Below are 18792 nucleotides of genomic sequence, written 5' to 3' on the forward strand. Positions count from 1 at the left end.
GCTTCTACCTGCGGAAACTTGCGCACTTCCAGGCGAAACGCCGAATATTCCACAATTTGGGTAACAGATGACGCACAGTCCCGATCCACGTACGGTCATCAGCGGCCGGAAGTTCGGCCAGATCCGGTCCGCCGCGCCAAACCTTGTCCCGCGGACCAGATTCCAACGGATTACCCAGGGACAAGGACGGGGGACCCAATGTCCCCAGTGGACACCGGAGGATGCGAAAGCGACCTCCTTGGGGTGAAGCCAGACCCGCACCAATCCAGGAGCGGCGAGGCCGGGCGACCTCTCAGCCCGAACCCGACAGCTGACCTCGCAGGCGCGTGTGGAGAGGAATGCTTCAATGAGTGCTGGACGCCATCGCAAACCGACTACCACCCGCCGCACTGCCGCCAAGGTCGTCGTGACCGGCGCAGTCCTCGGAGCGGCGAGCGCGGCCTTCGCGGCCCCCGCCGGTGCAGCGCCCGATTCCGACTGGGACCGTCTCGCGCAGTGCGAGGCCGGCGGTAACTGGGGAATCAACACCGGCAACGGCTACCAGGGCGGACTCCAGTTCTCGCCCAGCACCTGGACCGCACACGGCGGCGGCGAGTACGCCGCGACCGCGAACCAGGCCACCCGTGAAGAGCAGATCGCGGTCGCCGAGAAGGTGCTCGCAAACCAGGGCTGGGGCGCATGGCCGTCTTGCTCCTCGAGCCTCGGCCTGACCAGCGGCTCCACCCCGCGCAGCACGCCGGCCCCCGCGCAGGCGGCCCCCGCGGCGGAGGTCCTGCCGTCCGTCACCAGCGTCCCGACCACCGAGGGCACCGCCGACGTCTTCGAGTCGCTCGACAGCATCCTCAGCGCGGTCAAGGCCAGCGGCGTCGTCCTCGACCCGCAGGTCGAGTCCATCTTCCAGGACGCGAAGGCCAAGGGCCTCGGCGTCGACCCGCAGATCGCCCAGCTCCTCGAGTCCGGCGCGGCAATGCTGGCGAAGTAACACCCCGCACTTACGAAGAAGGGCCCCACACCTCACGGTGTGGGGCCCTTCTTCGTTCGGCGCGGTCGTCAGCGGTTCACGACGGTGTGCGGATGGGTGTACGGCAGCTCCGAGACGGGGAGCGGGAACTCGATCTCCTCCCCGAAGGGGGAAAGCCCCCCGGAACGCGTCGACGAAAGCTCCGTCACGGCGTAGTCGCCGTCCTGGATCTCCGCCGACGGCCAGCCTGGATCAACGTATCGCTTGCTCGATTTGTTAGCCACGGGGTCATTTTGGCAGGAGGTCGCGTCGCCGTACAGCCCAGGTATCTAATCTGATACGCGATGACCGACACCGAAGGCGTTGACCCGGCCGCCGAAACCGAGAGCCTGGCCGCCTGGCTGACCGCGAGAACCGACGCCGAGCTGGCCGAGTTGCTGCGTCTGCGTCCCGACCTCGCAGTCCCGCCGCCGGCCCACCTCGCGGTGCTCGCCGCCCGCGCCGAGCAGCGGGCGTCGGTGCTGCGCGCCGCCGACGAGCTGACCGTGCTCGAGCTCACGGTGATCGGGATCCTCTCGCAGGAGGGGGGTCGTGAGCGCGGCGTGCCCCGGGCGGCGCTCACCGCGGCAGTCGCGGGCCGGGCGCCGGTGCGCTCCGTCGACAAGGCACTGAAGGCGCTCCGCGATCGAGCCCTGGTGTGGGGGGCGAAGGTGCTGCGGGTGACTCCCGCCGCGCAGGACGCCGTCACCTGGCGGGTCGACGCCCCGCGGGACGCGCTGACGGCCGCGGAGATCGAGTCCGCCCTCGCCGAACTCAGCGACACCGAACGCCGGCTGCTGACCACGCTGGCCACCAGTTCGCCGATCGGCCGCACCCGCGACGCCGCGCCCGGCACCGACCCGGAGCGGCCCGTGCAGCGGCTGCTGGCCCGGCGCCTGCTGAACTGGATCGACGAGCAGACCGTGGAGCTGCCGTACCAGGTGGGCCAGGCCCTGCGCGGGGAAACGGTCAGCGACCCCGCCGCACTGACCCCGCCGCCGATCCGGGCGACCAAGTTGAAGGTCGCCGACGTCAACGCCGCCGCGGGCGGTGAGGTGCTCGAACTGGTCCGGCACTGCGAGGACCTGATTGCCGCCCTCGGCGCACAGCCGGCCGCGACCCTCAAGGCGGGCGGGCTGGGGGTCCGGGAGACCAAGCGGCTGGCGAAGGCCGTCGGCGTCGACGAGGCCCGGCTGGGCCTGCTCGCCGAGGTCCTCGCCGCGGCCGACCTGATCGGCCGCGGGACACCGGACCCGCTGCCCGCCGCCGACACCGGCGACGACTACTGGGCGCCGACGGTGGCGGTGGACTCGTGGCAGACCACCACGCCCGCACAGCGCTGGCACGTACTCGCGCAGGCCTGGCTCGACCTGCCGCGGCGGCCGTGGGTGGTCGGCATGCGCGACGAGCACGGCAAGCCGATCGCGGCTCTGTCGGAGGAGGTGCGCGCCACCGGCGCCCCCCGGGACCGCCGGTTCGTGCTGGGGCTGCTCGCCGAGCTGGGCACCGGGCAGGGCGCGACCGCGTCCGAGGTGGCCGCCACGGTGGCCTGGCGCCGGCCCCGGTGGTCGGCCCGCTTCGGCGCCGACGCGGTCCGGCACACCCTGGCCGAGGCCGCGACCCTCGGACTGGTCGGCCGCGGCGCCCTCAGCTCCCCCGGCCGCAGCCTGCTGCACGACGCCCCCGCCGAGTCCGCCGTCGCCGAGATGGCCGCGAGCCTGCCCGCGCCGATCGACTACGTCCTGCTGCAGGCGGACCTCACGGTTGTCGCACCCGGGCCACTGACCCCGGAACTGCAGGAACAGATCGCGCTCGTGGCGGACCTCGAGTCCGCCGGGGCCGCCACCACCTACCGGATCGGCGAGTCCAGCGTGCGCCGCGCCCTCGACGCCGGCCTGAGCGCGTCCGAACTGCACACGCTCTTCGCCACCCGCTCCCGGACACCGGTCCCGCAGTCACTGACCTACCTGATCGACGACGTGGCCCGGCGCCACGGCCGGCTCCGGGCGGGCGTGGCCGCGTCGTTCGTCCGATGCGAGGACCCTGCGCTGCTCGCGGAGGTACTCGCGTCACCGGTGGCCGAACCACTGGCCCTGCGGGCTCTCGCCCCCACCGTCGCGATCTCCCAGGCACCGCTGGCCGAGGTGCTCGACCAACTGCGCACCGCCGGTTTCGTGCCCGCGGGCGAGGACTCGTCCGGCGCCATCGTGGACCTCCGCCCGCGCGGGTCCCGGGTGATGCGGCGCCGGGCCCGGCCGGCGCCGCGGATGCCGGCCGTCCCCACCGCCGAGCAGCTCGAGACGCTGGTCCGCCAGCTCCGGGCCGGCCAGCGGGCCGCATCGGCGACTCGCGGCGACGGCGTCCGCTCGGATGGCAGCCGGGCCAGCGGCGCCGCCACCGTCGCGCTGCTGCAGCTGGCCGCCCGGGTGCACCGCAGCGTGTCGATCGGGTACGTGGACGCGCAGGGCGTGGCCACGGAGCGGATCGTGGACCCGGTCAGCGTCGGCGGCGGTCAGCTCGACGCCTTCGACCCGGCGGCGGGCGCAGTGCGCCGGTTCACATTGCACCGGATCACCTCGGTGAACCTGGTCGACTGACCGGAATTCGCGGGCCCCGAAAAGCTCCTGATCAGCGCGACTGGCTTTTCCTGCGGAATGACGTATGGTCTCGGTCAAGTGATTGCCACTTCGTATTCAGGAGAGACAATGGCCGATCGAAACTCTGGTAAAACCCTGAAAAAGCCCGCCCAGTCCATCAAGGAAAAGCGGGCGGAAAAACGGGAGAAGTCAGTCGAGTCCACGGAGTTCATCCGGAAGCGGAAACGCAGCTGACTCCATGCCCCCGTATGCCGGCGCCCTCGATGCACTGTACGAACAGTTCTCGAACAGCGGCAACGCCACCGCCAGGATCTTCGTACTGGACGAGCAGGCCAAACAGTCCGGCCTCCCGGTGCTACACCCGACAGGACACGGAAGGACCGTCACTGTGAAACGGACACTGCTCGCACTGGACCAGATCAAGGAAAGGCTGGAGAACGAACTGGACGCCGCCACCGGAAACGGTGAACGCCAGTCCGGGTATCGCTCCGGAATTTCCGAGGCACTGGTCCAGGTGATGGACACGAGAAATTCACTCACCGCGCAACGCTAGAAATTCGCGCGGCGAAAAACGGTTACAAAGGAAGGGATTCGGCGTTTCCGCCGAACCCTTCCTTTTCTCGCGTGCGGCCTCGGCGGCGGCCGCCCACCCGGACAACGTGGACAATGGTGGGGCTACGACCGTCAAAAGGAGGACGCGTGACCGACGGACCCTTGATCGTCCAGTCCGACAAGACCCTGCTCCTGGAGGTCGACCACGAGCTGGCCGGCCAGGCCAGGCAGGCCATCGCCCCGTTCGCCGAACTCGAACGCGCCCCCGAGCACGTGCACACCTACCGGGTCACCCCGCTGGCGCTGTGGAACGCGCGCGCGGCCGGGCACGACGCCGAGCAGGTGGTCGACGCCCTCGTGACCTACTCGCGATTCGCGGTCCCGCAACCGCTGCTGGTCGACGTCGTCGACACCATGGCCCGCTACGGCCGGCTGCAGCTGGTGAAGAACCCCGCGCACGGGCTGACCCTGGTCAGCCTGGACCGCGCCGTGCTCACCGAGGTGATGCGGCACAAGAAGATCGCCCCGATGCTCGGCGCCATGGTCGACGAGGACACCGTCGTGGTGCACCCGTCCGAGCGCGGGCACCTCAAGCAGATGCTGCTCAAGATCGGCTGGCCGGCCGAGGACCTGGCCGGGTACGTGGACGGCGAGGCGCACCCGATCGACCTGGCCTTCGAGGAGGGCCACTGGCAGCTTCGCGACTACCAGGAGATGGCGGCCGAGTCGTTCTGGGCCGGCGGGTCCGGCGTGGTGGTGCTCCCCTGCGGCGCCGGCAAGACCATGGTCGGTGCGGCCGCGATGGCCAAGGCCAAGGCCACCACCCTGATCCTGGTGACCAACACCGTCGCCGGCCGGCAGTGGAAGCGGGAACTGATCGCCCGGACCTCCCTGACCGAGGACGAGATCGGCGAGTACTCGGGCGAGCGCAAGGAGATCCGGCCCGTCACCATCGCCACCTACCAGGTGATCACCCGCCGCACCAAGGGCGAGTACAAGCACCTGGAGCTGTTCGACTCCCGCGACTGGGGCCTGGTGATCTACGACGAGGTGCACCTGCTGCCCGCGCCGGTGTTCCGGATGACCGCGGACCTGCAGTCGAGACGTCGGCTCGGCCTGACCGCGACGCTGGTCCGTGAGGACGGCCGTGAGGGCGACGTGTTCTCCCTGATCGGTCCGAAGCGCTACGACGCGCCATGGAAGGACATCGAGGCCCAGGGCTGGATCGCGCCGGCGGACTGCGTCGAGGTCCGGGTGACGATGACCGACGCGGAGCGGATGGCGTACGCGACTGCCGAGCCGGAGGAGCGCTACAAGCTCTGCTCGACGGCGCACACCAAGATCGCGGTGGTGAAGTCGATCCTGGCCAAGCACCCGGACTCCCCCACCCTGGTCATCGGCGCTTACATCGACCAACTCGACGAGCTGGGCGAGGCGTTGGATGCGCCGGTCATCAAGGGCTCGACCAAGACCAAGGAACGCGAGATCCTCTTCGACCGGTTCCGCAACGGCGAGATCCAGACGCTGGTGGTGAGCAAGGTCGCCAACTTCTCGATCGACCTGCCGGAGGCGTCGGTCGCGGTGCAGGTCTCGGGCACCTTCGGGTCGAGGCAGGAGGAGGCCCAGCGGCTCGGGCGCCTGCTGCGGCCCAAACACGACGGCGGCCAGGCGCACTTCTACTCGGTGGTGTCTCGGGACACACTCGACGCGGAGTACGCCGCGCACCGGCAGCGATTCCTCGCCGAGCAGGGCTACGCGTACCGGATCACCGACGCGGACGACCTGCTCGGACCGGCGATCGGGTAGGAATAGGTCCGTGCGCCGCTTCGAGTTCCCCGTCGACAATGCCCATGCCCGGTCCGTGAACGAGACGGTCGGCGACGTCCGCCGACTGAGGGTCTCGTCGATCATCACCGCCGTCCTGTTCGTCGCGCTCGCGGTGTGGTTGTTCACCCTCGCGCACCCGTGGTCGTACATCCTCGGTGTGGTGCTGGCCCTGGTCGGGGCGACCTCGTTGTGGGTCGCATTCTGGGCCCCGCGCAAGGTCGGGTCCATCGAGGACCTGTACGCCAAGGGCGCGCTGGTGCCGGCGGTGGTGGCCGAGACCCGGCCGCGCGGCGCCACCCTGCTCGCGCTGATCGACGTCGCCAAGCCAACCGCGGACGGCCCGCACTACGTGCTCGTCACCCGCAACGTGCAGTCCCTGCCCGGCCACACGCTCAACCACGTGGGCGAGCGGGTGCCGTCGATCTCGGTGCTCTCGGACCGCAACACCCGGGCCAAGGGCGACACCTGGCAGATGGTCAGCCCGATGCCGATCGCGTGGGGCACCCGGGACGCGCGCGTGCTGCGACGCGCGGCGGATGCGATCGGCGGCGAGGAGTGGAAGCTGCTCGCCAAGAGCATCCCGCTCGCCGAGCAGGTGCGCCGGGCGGACAACCAGCAGCTGCCCGTCGCGACCGCGGACCTGCCCGACTACCTGCGTTAGGCGAGCGCGGGGATGACCTCGCGTTCGAACAGTTCGATCCCGGACGTGTCGTACGCCGCCTCCGGGAAGTAGCAGATGGCGTAGTCGAGCCCCTGCGCCCGCAGCGCGGTGAGGTTCTCGACGATCTGCTCGGGTGTCCCGACCGCGGGCATGCCGGTGAACGCGGCCATCGACGCCTCCGCCAGGTCCTCGCCCACGTAGCGGGCCATCCGGTCCTTCGTCTGCGCGAGCCGGTCGTCGACGTCGGCCTGCGTCGCACCGATCGCGACGTTGTAGTTGGCGGAACGCACGATCGCGCCGAAGTCGGTGCCGACGGCCGCGCAGTGCTCGCGCAGCACCGCGGACTTGTGCGCGAAGCCCTCCGGGGTGCCGTCGAAGTTGGTGTACTGCGCGTACTTCGCCGCGATCTTCAGCGTGACCTTCTCCCCGCCTCCGGCGATCCACAGCGGCGGTCCGCCGTCCTGCAGCGGCAGCGGCCGGCAGATCGCGCCGTCCACCTGGTAGTGCCTGCCGTCGAACGTCGCCGACCCCGTGCGCCACGCCTGCTGCAGGATCTGCACACCCTCGTCGAGGCGGGCCAGCCGCTCGCCGGCCCGCGGGAAGCCGTAGCCGTAGGCGCGCCACTCGTGCTCGTACCAGCCGGCGCCGATGCCCATCTCGATGCGGCCGCCGGAGATGAGGTCCGCGGTCGCGGCGACCTTCGCGAGGTAGGCCGGGTTGCGGTAGCTCATCGCCGTGCACATCTGCCCGAGGCGGATCTGCGAGGTCACCGCGGCCAGCGCCGACATCAGCGACCACGCCTCGTGGGTGGCCTCCTCGGTGGGTGCGGGCACCGTGTGGAAGTGGTCGTACACCCACGCCGACTCCCACGGTCCCGCCTCCGCGCGCAGGGTCAGCCCCTTCATCACCTGCCAGTGGTCGGCGGGCTCGATGCCCGCCAGGTCCAGCCGCCAGCCCTGAGGTACGAACATCCCGAATCGCATCGGTCGAGCCTACGACGGTCGGCGCCGGGTCCGGCAGACAAACTCACCCGGAGGCCCGCGGCGTGATGGAAGATGCACGGCAAGAGGACGACCCGGCCCAGCGGAAGAGGACCCCCGTCATGCAGAGCACGCTGATCGACACCGCACTCGAACGTGCGACCCGCGCCGCCGTCGTGGCCGCCGGCGCCCTCCCCCGCCCCGTGCAGCGCCTGCTCGCCGGCCGGCCGGTCCGAGTCGACGGCAACGAACTCAACCTCGAGATCCAGCTGCTGCTGCGCATGCTGACGCTGCTGCCGGACTCCGACTACGCGGCACAACCGGTCGCGACGTCGCGGGCGCAGATCGACTTGGAGGCGCGGTTGGTGGCCGGCGCCCCGATCCCGATGGAAGCGGTCCGGGACCTCACCGTGCCGGGCCCGGCCGGCTTGATCCCGGTTCGGCTCTACCGGCCGAAGGGCCTGCCGGCGCAGGCCCCGGCGGTGGTCTACTTCCACGGCGGCGGGTTCGCCCTGGGCAGCCTGGACAGTCACGACAGCGTCTGCCGCTTCCTCGCCGCACATGCCGAGGTGGCGGTGCTGGCCGTCGACTACCGGCTGGCCCCCGAGCACCCGTACCCCGCGGCCGTCGAGGACGGGCTGGCCGCCTTCCGCCATGTCGCCCTGAACGCGGACGAGCTGGGCATCGACCCCCGCCGCATCGCCGTCGCCGGGGACAGTGCCGGCGGCAACCTCGCCGCGGTGCTCGCCCAGGTGACCGCGGCCGCCGGCGGACCACGGCCGGCGTTCCAGCTGCTCTTCTTCCCCTGGGTCGACATGTCGACCAGACACCGGTCGTACCAGCTGTTCACGGACGGGTACTTCCTCACCGAGGCCCAGATGGACTGGTACACCGAGCAGTACCTGCCCGACCGCGGCGCCCGCACCGACCCGCAGGCGTCACCGTTGCTGGCCGACGACCTGGCCGGGCTGCCGCCGGCGTACATCGCGGTCGCCGGCTTCGACGTGCTGCGCGACGAGGGGCAGGCGTACGCGACGCGGCTGCGCGAGGCCGGCGTCACCACGACGCTGCGCACCCACCACGACCTGGTGCATGCCTTCGTCAACATGACCGGCTACGGCCGCGCCGGCAGCGACGCGCTGCGTGAGGCCGTCGGCGCGCTGCGGGTCGGGCTCTCGCTGGACACGGCACCGGACGCGTAGACCCGGGTCTCGTAGGCACCGGCCTCGTAGACTCGACCGCATGGCCGTTACCGCGCTGGCCGAGACATTCGAATCGCACCGCCAGCACCTGCTCGCCGTGGGCTACCGGATGACCGGCAGCGTCGCCGACGCCGAGGACGCCGTCCAGGAGGCCTGGCTGCGGCTGAGTGAACGCGACGCCGACGACATCCGCGACCTGCGGGCGTGGCTGACTACGGTGGTCGGGCGAATCTGCCTGGACCACCTGCGCAGCGCGGCAGTCCGGCGGGAAAGCTATGTGGGGCAATGGCTTCCGGAGCCGATCGTGAGCCCGCTCGGGGGACACAGCCCACCGGACCCGTTGGACGCGGTGGTCCGGGACGAGGACACCCGGCTCGCGGCGATGATCGTGCTCGACACCCTCGGCCCGGACCAGCGGACCGCCTTCGTGCTGCACGACGGGTTCGGCGTGCCGTTCGACGAGATCGCCGCACTGCTCGACACCTCCGCCCCGGCGGCGCGTCAGCTCGCGTCCCGGGCGCGGCGGGCGGTCGCGGGCGTGGACTCTCCGACGCCGGATCCCGAACACGCCGAGGCGGTGGGCGCGCTGCTCGCGGCGATGGCCAGCGGCGACCTCCAGCAGGTGCTCGACGCCCTGCACCCGGACGCCCTGGTGATCGGGGACGCGGGCGGCACCACCCGCACCGCCGTCAACGTGCTGCACGGCGCCGACCACTTCGCCCGGTTCTGCCTCGGCCTGGCGAAGCGCTACGGCCCGCGGGCCCTCCTGGCCATCGAACCGGCCCTGGTCAACGGCCAGCTCGGCTTCCTCTCGCACGGCTCACCCGGCGACGAGACACACCCGGCCTTCCCCGGCCGCGTCGGCGGGTTCACCGTGCGCGACGGCAAGGTCTGCGCGGCCTACGACATCGCGAACCCGGCCAAGCTCACGTGCGTCCGGATTCCCGGCTGGCACCGGCCTGATCCGCCGCCGCCCACGGAACCCGGCACGCGTCGCCGGAACTGAACCCCTGGTCCACGATCCCGAGCGCCGAGTACATCCGCGAGCGCTGGTTCTCCAGTGCGATCTGGTAGGTCAGCTCCACCACACCGTCGCGGCCGAACCGGCGTTCGAGGTCCGCGACCTGCTCGTCGGTGACGGCGGTGGGCGTGGCGGTCATGGCGTCCGCATAGGCGATCGCGGCCCGCTCGTCGTCGCTGTACCGCGACGAGTTCTCGTAGTCGCCGATCTGCTGGAGCCGCTCGACGTCCAGGCCGTCCAGACGGGTGAGCATGGTGCCGAAGTCCACGCACCAGGAGCAGCCGACCGTCCAGGCCACCCGGTAGACCGCGATTTCGCGGACGTTTGCCGGCAGCACGGTCGACGCCTTCTCCACGGCCATCTCGTGCCCGGCCGAGGCCAGGAACAGCTTGCGGTGGTGTGCGAGCACGGCGAAGGGCTCCGGCACCGCGCCGAACCGGCGTCCGGCGATCCGGTATGCGAGCTTGACCAGCGGGCCTGCCTCCTGCGGCGGAACCGGGGGAATTCGAGTCATGACACTCTCCTGTTCGCGGTATCGACGGCCCGTGTGCGGCCGTCTACTCCCTGGACGAGACGGCCCAGCCAAACGTGACAGTAGGCGTTTCCCGGCCCGATGCACCCCCGCCTAAGCTGTGACAATGCCCGCAGCACGCCATTCGCAGACGGTCGCTCGCCTGCGGCCCTTCGCCTCGACGATCTTCGCGGAGATGACGGCGCTCGCCACCGCGACGGGCGCGATCAACCTCGGTCAGGGGTTCCCGGACACCGACGGTCCGCGCGCCATGCTGGACGTCGCCCGCGCCGCGATCGCCGACGGGTTGAACCAGTACCCGCCCGGCCCGGGCATGCCGGTGCTGCGCGAGGCCATCGCCGCGGACCAGGCCGCCAGGTACGGGATCTCCTACGACCCGGACACCGAGGTGCTGGTGACCGTCGGCGCCACCGAGGCGATCAGCGCCACCCTGCTCGGGCTGGTCGAACCGGGCCAGGAGGTGGTGCTGATCGAGCCGTACTACGACTCCTACGCCGCCGCCGTCGCGCTGGCCGGCGGGGTGCGCCGGACGGTGCCGCTGGTGCCGGACGGCGCGGGCTTCGCGCTGGACCTCGACGCGTTGCGTGCGGCGGTCGGGCCGAACACCGCGATGCTGGTGGTCAACACCCCGCACAACCCGACCGGCACCGTGCTCGGCGCCGCGGACCTGGCCGGGATCGCCGCGCTCGCCGTCGAGCGGGACCTGCTGGTGCTCAGCGACGAGGTCTACGAACACCTGGTGTTCGACGGCGCCGCCCACACCCCGCTGGCCTCGCTGCCGGGGATGGCCGAGCGCACCGTCACCGTGTCGAGCGCCGCGAAGACCTTCGCGGTGACGGGCTGGAAGACGGGCTGGGTGTGCGGGCCCGCGGAACTGGTGGACGCGGTCCGCACCGCCAAGCAGTTCCTCACCTTCGTCGCTGGTGGCCCGTTCCAGCCGGCCGTCGCGTACGCGTTGCGGCACGAGCAGGGGTGGGTCGCCGAGCAGCGAGATGCCTTGCAGCGCAAGCGGGACACCCTCAGCGACGCGTTGCGCACGGCGGGGTTCGGGGTGCACGCCAGCGGCGGCACCTACTTCGTGTGTGCGGACATCACCCCGTTCGGCACCACCGACGGTGCGGCCTTCTGCCGGGCGCTGCCCGAGCGGATCGGGGTGGCCGCGGTCCCGGTGAGCGCGTTCGCCGACGACAAGGCGGCGTGGGATCACGTGGTGCGCTTCGCGTTCTGCAAACGCGACGAGGTGCTGACGGAGGCCGCCGAGCGGCTCGCCTCGCTGGCGGGGCGGTGGTGACCGCACGATGAGCGCCCCCCGCACGGTGCCCGCCGACTTCGTTCGCCGGGCAGCCGAGATCGCGGCCGGCGGCGGCTTCGACCTGGGCTTCCCGCTGGACGCGGCAGGGGTGTCCGCGGCGGTGCTGCGCGACGCCACCGCCCGCATCACCCCGGACCAGTTGTCGCGGTTCACCCAGGCGGCGTGGCAGCTCACCGACGACGAACTGTTCGGCCTGGGCGCGGCGCCCGTGCCGCGGGGCACCTTCAAGCTGGTCAGTCTGGCCCTGATCCACACCCCCGACCTCGGCAGCGCCCTCGAGCGGATCACCGACGTGACCCGCGCCCTGCCCGGCATGCCGCCGATGCGGCTGGAGACCGGCGCGGCCACCACCCGACTGCTGGTGCAGGTCCCCGAGCGCGCGCGGGCACTGCCGCCGGCCTCCGCGCTCGCCGCCGACCGACTGCTCATCGACTTCGTGATGATGGTGCTGCACCGGTTCGCGGCCTGGTTGGTGGGCAGGAGAATGAAGCTCGTCTCGATGGAATTGCCTTATCCCACACCGGATCCAGCACTCGCAAAGAACTACGACGCCATTTTCGGGGTGCCCGTCGTCTTCGGCGCGGACATCGCCGCGCTGGAGTTCGACAGCGCGCTGCTACGGGCCCCCATCGTCCAGACGGAGGAGACGCTGCTCGCCTACCTCCGCGAGTCCCCGAACCTGATCTTCTCCGAGCGCGACTACGACAGCTCCGCGGCGACGCAGGTGCGCAAGGTTCTCGAAGCCGGGGTCCGGGGACGCACCTCGACCGCCGACGACATCGCGGAGATGCTCTCGATCAGCGTCCCGCACCTGCGACGACTGCTCCGGCAGGAGGGCACGTCGCTCAACCAGCTGCGCGAGGAGGTGCTGCGCGACGCCGCGATCTCCGGCCTCGGCCGCGGCGAGTCCGTCGACGAGCTGTCCGCCCGGCTCGGGTTCTCCGAGCCCAGCGCCTTCCGCCGGGCGTTCAAGCGCTGGACCGGCGAGACCCCCGGCGCCTACCGGTAGGGCCCGGGCTCAGCACAGGCAGAACTCGTTGCCCTCCGGGTCCGCCATGGTGATCCACCGGTACGGCCCCTGCTGCCCGCGGTGCAACTCCGTCGCCCCGGCCGCGACGAGCCGGTCCGCGACGGCCTGCCTGTCGTCGCCGACCCGCAGGTCCAGGTGCATCCGGTTCTTCACCGTCTTCGGTTCCGGCACCGTCTGGAACAGCACCCGTGGCCGGTCCGGGTGCTCGGGGTCCGAGATCGCGGCCCCGGCCTTCCAGACCAACACCCCCTCGAACAGCGTGGTGTCCTGCTCGCTGGCCTGGCCGGCGGCGACCAGCCCGCGGATGAAGTCCTCGTCGCTCGGCTCCACCTCCCAGCCGAGTGCCGCGGCCCACCACTTGGCCAGCGTGTGCGGATCGTTCGAATCGACAGTCACCTGAAATTCGTATCCCATGTCCGGACGGTACAACCGGCCACCGACAGGTTCGGACAGCTCAGCCGCGCAAGCAGATCCGTCGAACGCCAGACGGATCTCGACCCGAACGGCATCCTGGACCAACGTTCAAATGAGAGGCCGCGTCTTGCGCAAGCTCCTTCTACTGATCCCGTTGCTCGCACTGGCCCTGCAGGTCGCGCCGACCGCGACCGCGGCACCGACCGCCGAACCGGCGGCGACAACGGACGGATGGACGCTGCCGCGGCTCACGGTCGACGATCGCGCGATCACGGACGTGACGGGCCGGACGGTGCTGCTGCGCGGCGCAAACATCAACCAGCTCAACGACTACGCGCAGAACGACCCCGCGATCCCGGCCACGGCGCCCCTCGACCGCACCGACTTCACCCGGATGGCAACGCTCGGCTTCAACGTCGTGCGGCTCACCGTCGCGTGGTCCGCCCTCGAGCCCACCCCGGGCGCCTTCGACCAGGCCTACGTGGCCCGGATCCGCGAGGCCGTCCAGGACGCGAAGGACCACGGCATCTACACCGTGCTGGACATGCATCAGGACGCCTGGGGCAAGGCCGTCGGCACCCCCGCCGGCGAGACCTGCCCCGCGCCGATGCGCGCGGGTGTCGGCTGGGACGGCGCCCCCGCCTGGGCCACCCTCACGAACGGCTGGACCACCTGCAACATCGCCGGCGTCCGGGAGACCGCACCGGCGGTCGCCGCCGCGTTCCAGAACTTCTACGACGACGTCCAGGGCATCCAGGGACACCTCGTCGACACCTGGGCGCGACTGGCCGCCGAGTTCAAGGACGAACCCGCGGTCGCCGGCTACGACCTGCTCAACGAGCCCAACCCGGGCCTGCGCGACCCGGTCACCGCCGCCGATCAGATCGGCCGCTTCTACCAGCGGACCGTCAACGCGATCCGCGGCGCCGAGCAGGGCGGCTTCCCGCATCTGGTGTTCTTCGAGCCGAGCGCGGTGTGGTCGGCCTTCGGCGTCGACGCCCTGCCGCCGCGCCACTACCTGGCCGACCCACTGGTGGTGTTCTCGCCGCACCTCTACGCCGGGTCGATCACCGTCAGCAGCGACCTCCCGTCCCTCGAGGAGGGCTTCGACCTGGCGAAGCGCGCGGCCGCGGTCTACGACGCGCCGCTGTGGACCGGCGAATGGGCCTGGTTCGGCGAACCCGAGGACGACGCCGACCAGGTCGAGCGGTTCATGGACGCGATGGACGCCCACAGGATGGGCGGCGCCTGGTGGTCGTGGTCCCAGGCGTGCGGCGATCCGCACGCCGTCCGGGACGGCCACACCGACGAGCCGATGGGCAACCTCAACCGCATCGACTGCCCGTCCGGCGAACAGTTGGGCCTGGTCGAGGGCTTTGCGAAGCCGCTCTCCCGGGCCTACCCGCGCGCTGCCCCGGGAGCGCTGACCGAGATCACCGCGGCCGGCTTCACGGGCATGGGATCCGGACGTCTGGAGGCGTGGTACCCCGGCGCCGACCGGCCGGCCCTGGACACCGCCAACGTCTCGGGCCCGGTCCTGACGCAGGTGGACGGCGGCTGGCGTCTGACCGCGGTCACCGACGGCGCCTACTCGGTGACCGCCCGCTGACCCGACCCATGGGAACATCTGTTCGCATGGGGGTAGGCTCACCCTCGTGGACATCGCGGTGCAGGCGTCGCTGTTCGACGACCCGACCGGGGGCGCGCGGCTCGGGCCGCTCGACGGCTCGGTGCGCAGGCGCACGTTGACGGCCGGCGCCTGGGTGGACGTGCGCCCCGGCTGGATGTCCGGGTCGGATCGGCTGTTCGCCGACCTGGCGGAGCGCACGGTGGCGTGGCGGGCCGAGAGCCGGCGGATGTACGACCGCGTCGTGGCGGTCCCCCGCCTGGTCGCCTTCTACGACGTCGGCGCCGCGCTGCCGGACCCGCTGCTCGCCGACGCAATGGCGGCGCTGAGCGGGTACTACCTGCCGGAGCTGGGCGAACCGTTCGTCTCCGCCGGGCTCTGCTACTACCGGGACGGCACCGACAGCGTCGCCTGGCACGGCGACACCATCGGCCGCAGCGCCACCGAGGACACCATGGTGGCGATCCTCTCGCTCGGCGCCGCCCGGACCCTCGCGCTGCGGCCGCGCGGTGGCGGCGACTCCGTGCGGTTCTCGCTCGGCCACGGCGACCTGCTGGTGATGGGCGGGTCCTGCCAGCGCTCCTGGGAGCACGCCGTCCCCAAGAGCTCCCGCCCCACCGGCCCCCGGGTCAGCGTGCAGTTCCGGACCCGCGGCGTGCGGTGAGCACCGCGCCGGCGAGCCGGTCGAGCTGCTCGGCGGTGGTGTCCCAGTCCAGGCACGCGTCGGTGATGGACTGCCCGTAGGTGAGCTCGTCCGCCTTGCCGAGGGTCAGGTCCTGACGGCCGGCCTCGATGAAGCTCTCCAGCATGATGCCGACGACGCCCTTCTCACCGCCCGCGATCCGGGCCGCGATGTCGGTCGCCACGTCGACCTGACGCTCGTGGTTCTTCTGGCTGTTGCCGTGGCTGGCGTCGATGACGACCCGCTCCGGCAGACCCGACTTCGCAAGGCGTGCAAGGGCGTCCGCGACCGACTCCCGGTCGTAGTTCGGACCGGCGGCGCTGCCGCGCAGGATGACGTGGCAGTCCGGGTTGCCCGCGGTCCGGATCAGCGCGGACCGGCCGCTGAGGTCGGTTCCGGGGAAGACGTGGCTGGCGCCGGCGGCGCGGGTGCCGTCGACCGCGACCTGCACGTCGCCCTCGGTGGAGTTCTTGATGCCGACCGGCATGGACAGCGCGCTGCACAGCTGGCGGTGCACCTGGCTGGCCGCCGTGCGGGCGCCGATCGAGCCGTAGCTCACCAGGTCCGCGATGTACTGCGGGGTGATCGGGTCCAGGAACTCGCAGCCCACCGGCAGGCCCAGCGCGGAGATGTCGAGCAGCAGTTTGCGTCCCACCCGCAGGCCGGTGTTGACGTCGAAGCTGCCGTCCAGGTGCGGGTCGTTGACCAGACCCTTCCAGCCCAGCGTGGTGCGCGGCTTCTCGAAGTAGACGCGCATGACCACGTGCAGCGCGTCGCGGTGCTGCTCCGCCTTCTGCGCCAGCCGGCGGGCGTAGTCCAGCGCGGCCTCGGTGTCGTGCACCGAGCACGGGCCGACGACGACGAGCAGGCGGTCGTCGCTGCCGTCGAGGATGCCGACAGTCGCGGCGCGGCCGTCGCGCACGGTCTCCGACACCGCGGCGTCGACCGGGTGCTCGGCACGCACCTCTGACGGCGGCGCCAGGGGGCTGATGGAGATCGTCCGCTGGTCGTCGAGATCGCGGACGTCGGATTCGATGGTGATCGTCATGTGAGTGTCCTGTTCGGTGAGGACCGACCCACTGAGGATGCGTGCACACTCGCGAGCCGGTGAGGTCCGGCTCGGGGTGGAAGAAGTCAGCGCAGGTCTACGCTGACCGGCCCACCCGGGGCCGGCCTGCTAAACCAGAAATATGCGCGCTGCATGGCCGCCACTGTAGCAGCGCCCCCGGACCGCACTGTGAACGGTCACCGTAGTTGGCCATTCGTAGCGAGTCGCCCGGTCCCATTCCGCCGATAGTCCGCTTCCTAGATAACCTGTATCATCTGGCAAAATCCTAGCGGTCCCCGACCGCCCAGAGGCGGCCCGTGGGATTCGGGAGAAACTGCGCGATCAGCGCACCGAGCGCAGCGTCCGGAGCGACCTGATCCGGGTCGGTTCGAAGCCCTTCTTGTTCCCATGCCGGAGTCCGCGTCCTTCCCATCCGGTCACGCCGCCTCGGCTTTTGCGTTCGCCTATACGGTGGGCCGACACTACCCGGCGTTGGCAGTGCCGATCCGGTTGCTCGCCAGTGGGGTGGCCTATTCGAGAGTGCACACCGTTGTGCACTACCCCGGTGACGTGGTGCTCGGCTCCGTCCTCGGAGCCGGAACGTCGGCCATGGTGGCGGGCGCACGCGACCGTAGGAATCGGCCGCCAGGGCGGGAGGAAGGCGTCGTATCCGGCCGACTACTCGGGCTCCTCCTGGCGGACGACCGGTGAAGCGCTCCTCGGTGACCTTGGAGGTCGGAGGCGGGCGGAGGGCGAGGCGCCAGGATGTCGGGACGAGATGCGCACGCGAAGGACTACCGGGCGAATGGCGAACCTGAGCGGTGGACTCAGCACCACTGATTCACCGTCGATACCCGCGTGCACGGGCGCGGGGGCGAAGACCTCAAAGTCCGTTGCGCTCCAGGCGCGCCCTGGAGGATGCCGCCCACTGTCCGGTGCGTCGAGAATGACGATGCCCAGAAGGCCGTCACCAAGCGAGCGGCGACTGCCGAGGGCAAGAGGGTCCAACGCGTAGGGGTTGTTCGATACCAGCACAACGGCGAGTTGAGCGTGCTGGCGCCCTACGTCGTCGACGAGGCGCAGCGCCGGAGTCCTTGCACCGGGGCCGACGACCCGATCGGCAGTCTCCACGAGGATGCGCACCTTGGCGTCGCGATAGGCCGGATGGCGGACCGCCTCACCGTAGATCCCGAGAGAGACGTTGTTCACAAATGCGCGGCCGTTCACTTCTGCCAGGTCGATCCGCCGCTCTACCCCATCGGTGAACGCGTCGAGCGCGCCCGCCACGTCCTGCCGGTCCACTCCGAGGTCGAGCGCGAAGTGGTTTCGTGTCCCGGCCGGGACGCAGATGAACGGCACCCCCTGCGCGGCTGCGGCGGCTGCCACGACCGCCAGGGACCCGTCGCCACCAGCCATCCCCAGCGCATCCGCGCCCTGCTTCACCGCCTCGTCGACGCACTCCATGAGGCTCTGGCCCGGATCGAGGACGACCACCTCGATCCCGCGATCCCGTGCCCGTTCAGCAACCCTTGCCCTGCCCGCCGCACCATCTCCCGATCTTGGGTTGACAAACAACACCGGCCGTAGCGGCGGGTCGGCTGCACACCAGCCACAGCGGGTCAATCTCTGCTGGGACGGACCACTACCCGGCCGGGGAACCGGGGGCATGATCATGATGCCGTTCCCCGAGAGCCACCAGCTACCGATGCCAGCCCCATGTCGCCCTCGTGGAGCCCGCCGCCGGTCGGATCCCGCGAAGGACCGTTGACCGCTCGTCGGCATCGGACTGGCACGTCGAGCCCCCTAGGCGGTTTGCTGACCGTGACCTACCTATCTACCTACCTACCTTACGTCTCGATTCCACGGTGATCGATGCCGCCGAAAACCGAGGCTCGTGCAACAGCCCGACTGCAGGGTCACGGTCGGGGCCGACCTCTGCCAGCAGTCCGGCGGTGCGAAGGCCGCGTACGCGTCCCATTGGATGTGTCTCGAAACCAGTTCACGTCGAAGAGTTTTGGGACACCCGAGCTCGTGAGCGCATTACTGGGCTCCAATGGGGGTTCGTACGCTGACGAGGGCGTCGTTCCCACATGGAGCCGTTCAGGGCGACTGAGCGCATGAAGGGCCAGCTGGACCAGATCGATGCACCAGCAAAGTTGCATGGCCAATCTTCTCCGGCACTCGGGCGACATGATTTGGCCAACGAACGGTTGCGAACAATTGCCAACTTCGATGACGACGATCGCGCGCTGCCGTCGTCACGCTAGTTGTCACACCGCAGGTCAGAGCGCCGGGAAATGCCAACTA

General features: G+C 70.8%; 18 protein-coding genes and 1 riboswitch. Of the genes, 12 read left to right on the top strand and 6 right to left on the bottom strand.

Annotation, left to right across the window (positions count from 1 at the left end; translation table 11 throughout):
- The first annotated feature begins 157 nt into the window (after nt 1–157).
- Nucleotides 158–341: riboswitch (cyclic di-AMP (ydaO/yuaA leader) on the top strand.
- A gap of 5 nt (nt 342–346) precedes the next feature.
- Entirely contained in the window at nt 347–982 is a 636-nt protein-coding gene (locus RT2_RS02680) for a transglycosylase family protein (protein WP_072842976.1), read from the top strand.
- A 68-nt stretch (nt 983–1050) separates the two neighbouring features.
- Here RT2_RS02680 and RT2_RS02685 read toward each other — a convergent pair whose 3' ends face one another.
- Nucleotides 1051–1245: a hypothetical protein gene (locus RT2_RS02685; RefSeq protein WP_072842977.1), complete on the bottom strand. Its 195-nt coding sequence runs from the start codon at nt 1243–1245 to the stop codon at nt 1051–1053.
- Between the two features lie 60 nt (nt 1246–1305).
- Between RT2_RS02685 and RT2_RS02690 the strand changes: the two genes are divergently transcribed.
- The 4 genes from RT2_RS02690 to RT2_RS02705 all read left to right on the top strand — a co-directional run bounded on the left by RT2_RS02690 (nt 1306) and on the right by RT2_RS02705 (nt 6637).
- Complete coding sequence (locus RT2_RS02690; RefSeq protein WP_072842978.1) at nt 1306–3597, top strand: helicase-associated domain-containing protein; 2292 nt, start codon at nt 1306–1308, stop codon at nt 3595–3597.
- Between the two features lie 238 nt (nt 3598–3835).
- Complete coding sequence (locus RT2_RS02695) at nt 3836–4150, top strand: hypothetical protein (RefSeq protein WP_072842979.1); 315 nt, start codon at nt 3836–3838, stop codon at nt 4148–4150.
- Nucleotides 4151–4296: 146 nt separating this feature from the next.
- On the top strand, nt 4297–5955 hold the full coding sequence (locus RT2_RS02700; protein ID WP_072842980.1) for a DNA repair helicase XPB: 1659 nt from the start codon (nt 4297–4299) through the stop codon (nt 5953–5955).
- A gap of 10 nt (nt 5956–5965) precedes the next feature.
- Nucleotides 5966–6637 carry a DUF3239 domain-containing protein gene (locus tag RT2_RS02705; protein ID WP_072842981.1) on the top strand — a complete coding sequence of 224 codons (672 nt, stop codon included), beginning with the start codon at nt 5966–5968 and terminating at the stop codon, nt 6635–6637.
- Here the strand turns inward: RT2_RS02705 and RT2_RS02710 are convergent.
- Nucleotides 6634–7620 (bottom strand): LLM class F420-dependent oxidoreductase, encoded by a 987-nt coding sequence (locus tag RT2_RS02710; protein ID WP_072842982.1) that lies wholly within the window; start codon nt 7618–7620, stop codon nt 6634–6636. The two genes, RT2_RS02705 and RT2_RS02710, sit on opposite strands and share 4 nt — an antisense overlap.
- 119 nt (nt 7621–7739) lie before the next feature.
- On the opposite strand from RT2_RS02710, the gene RT2_RS02715 reads away from it, so the two are divergent.
- Together RT2_RS02715 and RT2_RS02720 are read left to right on the top strand one after the other, a co-directional pair.
- Complete coding sequence (locus RT2_RS02715; RefSeq protein ID WP_083577031.1) at nt 7740–8819, top strand: alpha/beta hydrolase; 1080 nt, start codon at nt 7740–7742, stop codon at nt 8817–8819.
- Between the two features lie 40 nt (nt 8820–8859).
- Nucleotides 8860–9825, top strand: a complete 966-nt coding sequence (locus RT2_RS02720; RefSeq protein ID WP_072842983.1) for a sigma-70 family RNA polymerase sigma factor — start codon at nt 8860–8862, stop codon at nt 9823–9825.
- Here RT2_RS02720 and RT2_RS02725 read toward each other — a convergent pair.
- The gene (locus tag RT2_RS02725) at nt 9746–10354 is read right to left on the bottom strand and encodes a carboxymuconolactone decarboxylase family protein (RefSeq protein ID WP_072842984.1); all 609 of its coding nucleotides are present in this window, start codon (nt 10352–10354) and stop codon (nt 9746–9748) included. The two genes, RT2_RS02720 and RT2_RS02725, sit on opposite strands and share 80 nt — an antisense overlap.
- 124 nt (nt 10355–10478) lie before the next feature.
- On the opposite strand from RT2_RS02725, the gene RT2_RS02730 reads away from it, so the two are divergent.
- Both RT2_RS02730 and RT2_RS02735 read left to right on the top strand, forming a co-directional pair.
- Nucleotides 10479–11663: a pyridoxal phosphate-dependent aminotransferase gene (locus RT2_RS02730; protein ID WP_072842985.1), complete on the top strand. Its 1185-nt coding sequence runs from the start codon at nt 10479–10481 to the stop codon at nt 11661–11663.
- A gap of 7 nt (nt 11664–11670) precedes the next feature.
- On the top strand, nt 11671–12693 hold the full coding sequence (locus RT2_RS02735) for an AraC family transcriptional regulator (RefSeq protein ID WP_072842986.1): 1023 nt from the start codon (nt 11671–11673) through the stop codon (nt 12691–12693).
- A 9-nt stretch (nt 12694–12702) separates the two neighbouring features.
- On the opposite strand, the gene RT2_RS02740 is transcribed toward RT2_RS02735, so the two are convergent.
- The gene (locus tag RT2_RS02740; RefSeq protein ID WP_072842987.1) at nt 12703–13128 is read right to left on the bottom strand and encodes a VOC family protein; all 426 of its coding nucleotides are present in this window, start codon (nt 13126–13128) and stop codon (nt 12703–12705) included.
- A 112-nt stretch (nt 13129–13240) separates the two neighbouring features.
- Between RT2_RS02740 and RT2_RS02745 the strand changes: the two genes are divergently transcribed.
- Complete coding sequence (locus RT2_RS02745) at nt 13241–14737, top strand: glycoside hydrolase family 5 protein (RefSeq protein ID WP_072842988.1); 1497 nt, start codon at nt 13241–13243, stop codon at nt 14735–14737.
- A gap of 46 nt (nt 14738–14783) precedes the next feature.
- Nucleotides 14784–15419 (top strand): alpha-ketoglutarate-dependent dioxygenase AlkB, encoded by a 636-nt coding sequence (locus tag RT2_RS02750; protein WP_072842989.1) that lies wholly within the window; start codon nt 14784–14786, stop codon nt 15417–15419.
- Here the strand turns inward: RT2_RS02750 and RT2_RS02755 are convergent.
- Nucleotides 15385–16485: a 3-deoxy-7-phosphoheptulonate synthase gene (locus tag RT2_RS02755; protein WP_072842990.1), complete on the bottom strand. Its 1101-nt coding sequence runs from the start codon at nt 16483–16485 to the stop codon at nt 15385–15387. The genes RT2_RS02750 and RT2_RS02755 overlap by 35 nt on opposite strands.
- Before the next feature lie 273 nt (nt 16486–16758).
- Between RT2_RS02755 and RT2_RS02760 the strand changes: the two genes are divergently transcribed.
- Nucleotides 16759–17196 carry a phosphatase PAP2 family protein gene (locus RT2_RS02760; protein ID WP_304363106.1) on the top strand — a complete coding sequence of 146 codons (438 nt, stop codon included), beginning with the start codon at nt 16759–16761 and terminating at the stop codon, nt 17194–17196.
- Here the strand turns inward: RT2_RS02760 and RT2_RS02765 are convergent.
- On the bottom strand, nt 17164–18063 hold the full coding sequence (locus tag RT2_RS02765) for a diacylglycerol/lipid kinase family protein (RefSeq protein WP_072842992.1): 900 nt from the start codon (nt 18061–18063) through the stop codon (nt 17164–17166). The two genes, RT2_RS02760 and RT2_RS02765, sit on opposite strands and share 33 nt — an antisense overlap.
- Nucleotides 18064–18792: the final 729 nt, after the last annotated feature.

The sequence above is a fragment of the Rhodococcus tukisamuensis NBRC 100609 genome (assembly GCF_001894985.1).
GTDB classification, from domain to species: Bacteria; Actinomycetota; Actinomycetes; order Mycobacteriales; family Mycobacteriaceae; genus Rhodococcus_G; species Rhodococcus_G tukisamuensis.

Coding starts and splice junctions, on each gene's coding strand:
- RT2_RS02680 (WP_072842976.1), top strand. CDS start 347: ATGAGTGCTGGACGCCATCGCAAACCGACTACCACCCGCCGCACTGCC.
- RT2_RS02690 (WP_072842978.1), top strand. CDS start 1,306: ATGACCGACACCGAAGGCGTTGACCCGGCCGCCGAAACCGAGAGCCTG.
- RT2_RS02695 (WP_072842979.1), top strand. CDS start 3,836: ATGCCCCCGTATGCCGGCGCCCTCGATGCACTGTACGAACAGTTCTCG.
- RT2_RS02710 (WP_072842982.1), bottom strand. CDS start 7,620: ATGCGATTCGGGATGTTCGTACCTCAGGGCTGGCGGCTGGACCTGGCG.
- RT2_RS02715 (WP_083577031.1), top strand. CDS start 7,740: ATGCAGAGCACGCTGATCGACACCGCACTCGAACGTGCGACCCGCGCC.
- RT2_RS02720 (WP_072842983.1), top strand. CDS start 8,860: ATGGCCGTTACCGCGCTGGCCGAGACATTCGAATCGCACCGCCAGCAC.
- RT2_RS02725 (WP_072842984.1), bottom strand. CDS start 10,354: ATGACTCGAATTCCCCCGGTTCCGCCGCAGGAGGCAGGCCCGCTGGTC.
- RT2_RS02730 (WP_072842985.1), top strand. CDS start 10,479: ATGCCCGCAGCACGCCATTCGCAGACGGTCGCTCGCCTGCGGCCCTTC.
- RT2_RS02735 (WP_072842986.1), top strand. CDS start 11,671: ATGAGCGCCCCCCGCACGGTGCCCGCCGACTTCGTTCGCCGGGCAGCC.
- RT2_RS02740 (WP_072842987.1), bottom strand. CDS start 13,128: ATGGGATACGAATTTCAGGTGACTGTCGATTCGAACGATCCGCACACG.
- RT2_RS02745 (WP_072842988.1), top strand. CDS start 13,241: ATGAGAGGCCGCGTCTTGCGCAAGCTCCTTCTACTGATCCCGTTGCTC.
- RT2_RS02755 (WP_072842990.1), bottom strand. CDS start 16,485: ATGACGATCACCATCGAATCCGACGTCCGCGATCTCGACGACCAGCGG.